Consider the following 7,165-nt stretch of genomic DNA (forward strand, 5'->3'; position numbering starts at 1 on the left):
AATTCATCTGCCGCAGGCTTAGTCGAAAAACGCCTCGACCACGTTGCGCTTGCCGAGCATGAAGGCATCGGCGACATGCTGGAGCGGCGCCAGGTCGACGTCCGAGGTGCCGGCGCGCAGGATCTCGGCAAAACGCTTGTAGAGCATCGGGTATTCCGCCTCAGGCTCCTCATGCACCACGCGGCCGTCGATGGCGAGCTTCGAGCCGCCGCCGGAAAGCACCATCTTGCCCGCATCTGTGTCGGCCAGGATGTCCCAGCTTTGCGGGCCGGTCTGCAGCCAGTCGAGATCCATCGTCACCGGCAATCCGTTCGAGGTGCGGAAGGTGACTTGCGCCGCGAGCGGGGCGGCGCGGTTTTCAGGAAAGTCGAGCACGGCCGAGGTGATGAACATTGCCGGCAGGATGTGGGTCGCGATCGACAGCGCATTGATGCCGGGATCGAAGACCCCGAAGCCGCCAGGCGCCCAGATCCAGTCCTGGTTCGGATGCCAGCGGCGCACATCTTCCTTCCAGACGATCGCCGCGGAGCGGAGCCGGGTCGATGCGAGAAAGCCGCGCGCCGCCTCCACCGCCGGCGCATAGCGCGAATGCCAGCTGGCGAACAGCGACACGCCTTGCCTCGCGGCCAGCACCTTCAGGTCCTCGACCTCGCTGACCGTGGCGCCCGGCGGCTTTTCCAGGAAGACGTGCTTCTTTGCCTCGAGCGCGGTGCGCGCGGCATCGTAGCGGAATTGCGGCGGCATACAGAGCGAGACAGCCTCGAGTTCCGCCACCGCGTCCAGCATCGCCTCGATGGTCGGAAAGTTCGGGATGCCGTCGACCTTGCCATGCCGGCTGGCGGCGGCGATGAGGCGATAGTTCTGGTCTTTCGCCAGCGCCGGCAGATGCTGGTCGCGAACGATCTTGCCGACGCCGACGATGCCTATGTTGATGGGCTGGGACACGGCCGCTCCGTCTGTTTGATGATGGTGAGCGTTTCTATCAGAACACTTGCCCCGGGCAAGCCGGAAGCCGAAAAGTCAGCCCCAGCTTTCCTCGAATTGCAGTGTCAGTTTTCCGCCCCCCAAAAAGGCTTCGATCGCAGGTTCGAAGGGCGAGGGGTCGAGGCCGTTGGCCGCCAGCCACTCATCAGAATAGTAGGTGTTGGCGTAACGGTCGCCGGAATCGCAGATCAGCGTCACCAGCGAACCGGTCTTACCGTGCTCGATCATGCGCGCCGCCTGAAAGCACATGGCGATGAAGTTGGTGCCAGTCGAACCGCCGACACGACGGCCGAGCCGGCGCGACAACACCCGCATTGCCGCCAGCGACACGGCATCCGGCACCTGCAACATGTGATCAATGACACCTAGGACGAAGGACGGCTCCATGCGCGGTCGGCCAATGCCTTCGATGCGCGACGGCTGCTCGCAGCGACATTCGCGATCATGCGTGGCAAAGCCCTCGAAGAAGGCCGAGCGTTCTACATCCGCCACCGACAGCCGCGTGGCGTGCCGCTTGTAGCGCAGGTATCGGCCGATCGTGGCGGTGGTGCCGCCCGTCCCGCCACTCATCACGATCCAGCTTGGGATGGGGTGCCGCTCCTCGCGCATCTGTCCGAAGATGGAATCAGCGATGTTGTTGTTGCCGCGCCAGTCGGTGGCACGTTCGGCATAGGTAAACTGGTCCATGAAATGGCCGCCGAGCCGTTCGCTGAGTTCGGACGACTCGGCATAGATGCGCCTGCCGTCATCGATGAAATGGCAGTTGCCCCCATAGTGCTCGATCGCGGCGATCTTTTCGCGCGACGTCGACCGAGGCATCACCGCATAGAAAGGCACGCCGATCATGCGCGCGAAATAGGCTTCCGACACAGCTGTCGAGCCTGATGAGGCTTCGACCACCGGGGTGTCTTCACGGACAAGGCCATTGCACAGCGCATAGAGAAACAGCGAACGCGCAAGTCTGTGCTTGAGGCTGCCGGTCGGATGGGTGGACTCATCCTTAAGATAGAAGTCGATTCCAATCAGCGCCGGCAGATCGAATTTCCAGAGGTGGGTATCGGCCGAACGGTGCTGGTCGGCCTCGATCGCGGCGACCGCCTGGTCGGCCCAGGCTCGGGATGCAGGTTCAATCGCCTTTGATCTGGCCATCATCGGTGCCCTGGTTTCAGATCGGTGCGTCGAAGGTGACGATCGACACTTCGCCTTCGAGCGCGCCCTGATAGGCCGACAGATGCGGCTCGTCGTCCGGCACGCCGTCCATATCGCCGATCTGGTCGAGCTCGGCCTCGGCGTAACCTTCCGCCGCAAGCGATTCGAGGGCGCGACGCACCGCCGAATCGTCGTCGGGCGCCACCAGCATGACGTGGACGCCTTCCGGCTTGCCGCCTTTGCGCTTCCACACCCGGCCGGTGATGATGGTGACCGGGCGTTCTTCATTGTCGTTCACGGGCTGATTCCTCCTGGCAAAGCGCGGGCGAGGGGATTTTGAGTGCTCAGGCGGCCTTTTCGCATGAAGCGGGGCCGCGCGACAGCCAAAAACCGGTTACTTTCTTCTCCGTCCTTGCAAAATGGCGAAAGAAAATTACCTGCGGTTTTCGCATGGCTGCCAAGCCCCGCCTTCGATGCAATATTTGCCGCGCCGGGGTTGACGGTTCGCGGGCTTACGAGTAGAAGCCGCCCAGTCAGAACCGATGTGAGGCTCTCCCTTCCGAAGCGACACGCTTTGGAGTTTGCCTCAAACAGGGTTCGTTTTACGAGCGAAAAGACATTTCCGGCGTGCACGAAGCGGCTTCCGCTTCCTCTGCGATTTGTTCGGGCAAGACCGCGAGGCGCGGTTTGTGGCCCGAATTTGCGTATGGAAATGACGCTTTGAGCGAGCCTTGACCGGCACGAGACACGGAATTGAGAGACAAGAGGGTTTAATGCCTACCGTCAACCAGCTGATCCGCAAGCCGCGCATTGCGCCGGTGAAGCGCAACAAGGTCCCGGCCATGCAGCAGAACCCGCAGAAGCGGGGCGTCTGCACGCGCGTCTACACGACGACGCCGAAGAAGCCGAACTCGGCGCTGCGCAAGGTGGCCAAGATCCGCCTGACCAATGGTTTTGAAGTGATCGGTTACATCCCCGGCGAAGGTCACAACCTTCAGGAACACTCCGTGGTCATGATCCGCGGCGGCCGCGTCAAGGATCTTCCGGGCGTCCGCTACCACATCATCCGCGGCGTGCTCGACACGCAGGGCGTAAAGAACCGCAAGCAGCGCCGTTCGAAGTACGGCGCCAAGCGTCCGAAGTAAGATTTTCCGGCCCTGGCGCTGCTTGAAAGCGTCGGGCTACGAGATTGAGAGACAAAAGCCATGTCGCGTCGTCACAGTGCAGAAAAGCGTGAGATCAACCCGGATCCGAAGTTCGGCGATCTGATCGTCACCAAGTTCATGAACGCCGTCATGTATGACGGCAAGAAGTCGGTCGCCGAGACCATCGTCTATGGCGCGCTCGACCAGGTCCAGTCGAAGACCAAGCAGGAGCCGGTCACCGTCTTCCATCAGGCGCTCGACAATGTTGCGCCGCATGTGGAAGTGCGTTCGCGTCGCGTCGGCGGCGCCACCTACCAGGTTCCGGTCGACGTGCGTCCCGAGCGCCGCCAGGCATTGGCCATCCGTTGGCTGATCGCGGCTGCCCGCAACCGCAACGAGACCACCATGATCGATCGCCTCTCCGGCGAGCTGATGGACGCGGCCAACAACCGCGGCACGGCCGTCAAGAAGCGCGAAGACACCCACAAGATGGCTGAAGCCAACCGCGCTTTCGCACACTACCGCTGGTAAAGCGCGAACAGGACTGAGAGGCAGCTACGATGGCCCGCGAATACAAAATCGAAGACTACCGCAATTTCGGTATCATGGCGCATATTGACGCCGGCAAGACGACGACCACCGAGCGCGTCCTCTATTACACGGGCAAGTCGCACAAGATCGGCGAAGTGCACGACGGCGCTGCCACCATGGACTGGATGGAGCAGGAGCAGGAACGCGGCATCACCATCACGTCCGCCGCCACCACGACCTTCTGGAAGGGCCGTGACGGCAAGATGCGCCGCTTCAACATCATCGACACTCCCGGACACGTCGACTTCACCATCGAAGTCGAACGTTCGCTGCGCGTGCTCGACGGCGCCATCGCGCTGCTCGATGCCAACGCCGGTGTCGAGCCGCAGACGGAAACCGTCTGGCGCCAGGCCGACAAGTACCGCGTGCCGCGCATGATCTTCTGCAACAAGATGGACAAGATCGGCGCCGACTTCTACCGCTCGGTCGAGATGATCGGCTCGCGCCTTGGTGCGCAGGCTGTCGTCATGCAGCTGCCGATCGGCGCCGAGACCGAATTCAAGGGCGTCGTCGACCTCGTCGAGATGAACGCGCTTGTCTGGCGTGACGAGACGCTGGGCGCTGCCTGGGACGTCGTCGAGATACCGGCCGACCTTCAGGCACGTGCGGTGGAATACCGCGAGAAGATGATCGAGGCCGCCGTCGAAATGGACGAGACGGCCCTCGAGAACTACCTCGAAGGCAAGATGCCGTCGAATGACGAGATCCGTTCGCTGATCCGCAAGGGCACGATCGCGGTCAAGTTCTTCCCGATGTTCTGTGGCTCGGCCTTCAAGAACAAGGGCGTGCAGCCGCTGCTCGACGCCGTCGTGGAATACCTGCCGTCGCCGGCCGACGTTCCCGCCATCAAGGGTGTCGATGCCAAGACCGACGCCGAAATCGAGCGTCATGCGGTCGATGACGAGCCGCTCTCGATGCTCGCCTTCAAGATCATGAACGACCCTTTCGTCGGTTCGCTGACCTTCGCCCGCATCTATTCGGGTAAGCTCACCAAGGGCATCTCGGTCGACAACACCGTCAAGGGCAAGAAGGAGCGCATCGGCCGCATGCTGCAGATGCATGCGAACTCGCGCGCCGACGTCGAAGAAGCCTTCGCCGGCGACATCGTCGCTCTGGCTGGCCTCAAGGACACGACCACCGGCGACACGCTGTGCGATCCGCTGCATCCGGTCATCCTCGAGCGCATGGAATTCCCCGATCCGGTCATCCAGATCGCCATCGAGCCGAAGACCAAGAACGACCAGGAAAAGATGGGCCTCGCTCTTCACCGCCTGGCTGCCGAGGATCCGTCCTTCCGCGTCAAGACCGACGAGGAAAGCGGCCAGACCATCATCTCTGGCATGGGCGAACTGCACCTCGACATCATCGTCGACCGCATGCGTCGCGAGTTCAAGGTCGAAGCCAATGTCGGCGCTCCGCAGGTGGCTTATCGCGAGACGATCACCCGCAAGCACGAGCAGGACTACACCCACAAGAAGCAGACCGGCGGTACCGGCCAGTTCGCCCGCGTCAAGGTTATCTTCGAGCCGAACACCGAGAGCGAAGAGTTCGTCTTCGAGTCCAAGATCGTCGGCGGCGCGGTGCCGAAGGAATACATTCCGGGTGTCGAGAAGGGCATCCAGAGCGTCATGGGCGCTGGTCCGTTCGCGGGCTTCCCGATGATCGGCGTCCGGGCGACGCTGATCGACGGCGCCTACCACGACGTCGACTCCTCGGTCCTGGCCTTCGAAATCGCGTCCCGCGCCTGCTTCCGTGAAGCCGCCCCCAAGCTTGGCGTGCAGCTGCTCGAGCCGATCATGAAGGTCGAAGTCGTGACGCCGGAAGACTATGTCGGCAGCGTCATCGGCGACCTGAACGGCCGTCGTGGCCAGATCCAGGGCCAGGAAGCACGCGGCGTGGCCGTCGTCATCAACGCGATGGTGCCGCTCGCCAACATGTTCAAGTACGTCGACAACCTGCGCTCGATGAGCCAGGGCCGCGCGGCCTACACGATGCAGTTCGACCACTACGAACCGGTCCCGACCGCGGTGGCCCAGGAAGTCCAGAAAAAATACGCGTAACTCGAAAGAGCCGTCGCGGTAACGCAATTCAAAGCCCGCATGGGCGAGCAGGAAATGGAGACATCACATGGCAAAAGGTAAATTCGAGCGCACTAAGCCTCATGTGAACATCGGCACGATTGGTCACGTTGACCATGGCAAGACGTCGCTGACGGCGGCGATCACGAAGTATTTTGGCGAGTACAAGCGCTACGACCAGATCGATGCGGCGCCGGAAGAGAAGGCGCGCGGCATCACCATCTCGACGGCTCACGTTGAATACGAGACGGCCAACCGCCACTACGCCCACGTCGACTGCCCCGGCCACGCCGACTATGTGAAGAACATGATCACCGGCGCCGCGCAGATGGACGGCGCGATCCTGGTCGTGTCGGCCGCCGACGGCCCGATGCCGCAGACCCGCGAGCACATCCTGCTTGCCCGTCAGGTCGGCGTGCCGTCGATCGTGGTGTTCCTGAACAAGGTCGACCAGGTCGACGACGCCGAGCTTTTGGAACTGGTCGAGCTCGAGGTTCGCGAGCTTCTGTCGAAGAACGAATTCCCCGGCGACGACATTCCGATCGTCAAGGGTTCGGCGCTGGCCGCGCTGGAGGATTCGAACAAGACGATCGGCGAGGACGCGATCCGCGAGCTGATGGCTCAGGTCGACGCCTACATCCCAACCCCGGTTCGTCCGCTCGACAAGCCGTTCCTGATGCCGATCGAGGACGTGTTCTCGATCTCGGGCCGTGGCACGGTGGTGACCGGCCGCGTCGAGCGCGGCGTGGTCAAGGTCGGCGAGGAGCTGGAGATCATCGGCATCCGTCCGACGACCAAGACGACCTGCACCGGCGTGGAAATGTTCCGCAAGCTGCTCGATCAGGGCCAGGCTGGCGACAACATCGGCGCGCTGCTGCGCGGCGTTGATCGTGAAGGCGTCGAGCGCGGCCAGGTTCTGGCCAAGCCCGGCACGGTGAAGCCGCACAAGAAGTTCGTGGCCGAAGCCTACATCCTGACCAAGGACGAAGGTGGCCGTCACACGCCGTTCTTCACCAACTACCGTCCGCAGTTCTACTTCCGCACGACGGACGTGACCGGCATCGTGTCGCTGCCGGCCGGCACCGAGATGGTGATGCCTGGCGACAACATCACGGTCGATGTCGAGCTGATCGTGCCGATCGCCATGGAAGAGAAGCTGCGCTTCGCCATCCGTGAAGGCGGCCGCACCGTCGGTGCCGGCATCGTCGTCACCATCAA

At 62.6% G+C, this 7,165-nt stretch carries 7 protein-coding genes; 4 read left to right on the top strand and 3 right to left on the bottom strand.

Annotated elements, in window-relative coordinates:
* Positions 1-18: 18 nt before the first annotated feature.
* The 3 genes from CK227_RS12375 to CK227_RS12385 all read right to left on the bottom strand — a co-directional run bounded on the left by CK227_RS12375 (position 19) and on the right by CK227_RS12385 (position 2,431).
* Positions 19-945, bottom strand: coding sequence for a Gfo/Idh/MocA family oxidoreductase (locus tag CK227_RS12375; RefSeq protein WP_095770225.1), 927 nt, complete (start codon positions 943-945; stop codon positions 19-21).
* Between the two features lie 75 nt (positions 946-1,020).
* Positions 1,021-2,133, bottom strand: coding sequence for a PLP-dependent cysteine synthase family protein (locus CK227_RS12380; RefSeq protein ID WP_245317924.1), 1,113 nt, complete (start codon positions 2,131-2,133; stop codon positions 1,021-1,023).
* Positions 2,134-2,149: 16 nt separating this feature from the next.
* On the bottom strand, positions 2,150-2,431 hold the full coding sequence (locus tag CK227_RS12385; protein ID WP_095770223.1) for a transcriptional regulator: 282 nt from the start codon (positions 2,429-2,431) through the stop codon (positions 2,150-2,152).
* A 475-nt stretch (positions 2,432-2,906) separates the two neighbouring features.
* On the opposite strand from CK227_RS12385, the gene rpsL reads away from it, so the two are divergent.
* The 4 genes from rpsL to tuf all read left to right on the top strand — a co-directional run.
* Positions 2,907-3,278 carry a 30S ribosomal protein S12 gene (gene rpsL / locus CK227_RS12390; RefSeq protein WP_006333356.1) on the top strand — a complete coding sequence of 124 codons (372 nt, stop codon included), beginning with the start codon at positions 2,907-2,909 and terminating at the stop codon, positions 3,276-3,278.
* A 60-nt stretch (positions 3,279-3,338) separates the two neighbouring features.
* Positions 3,339-3,809, top strand: coding sequence for a 30S ribosomal protein S7 (gene rpsG, locus CK227_RS12395; protein WP_006202127.1), 471 nt, complete (start codon positions 3,339-3,341; stop codon positions 3,807-3,809).
* A gap of 29 nt (positions 3,810-3,838) precedes the next feature.
* Positions 3,839-5,929: an elongation factor G gene (fusA, locus tag CK227_RS12400; protein WP_095770222.1), complete on the top strand. Its 2,091-nt coding sequence runs from the start codon at positions 3,839-3,841 to the stop codon at positions 5,927-5,929.
* Positions 5,930-5,996: 67 nt separating this feature from the next.
* On the top strand, positions 5,997-7,165 hold a 1,169-nt coding region (gene tuf / locus CK227_RS12405; RefSeq protein ID WP_056566843.1), incomplete at its 3' end, for an elongation factor Tu.

This window comes from Mesorhizobium sp. WSM4308 (assembly GCF_002294905.1).
Lineage (GTDB): Bacteria > Pseudomonadota > Alphaproteobacteria > Rhizobiales > Rhizobiaceae > Mesorhizobium.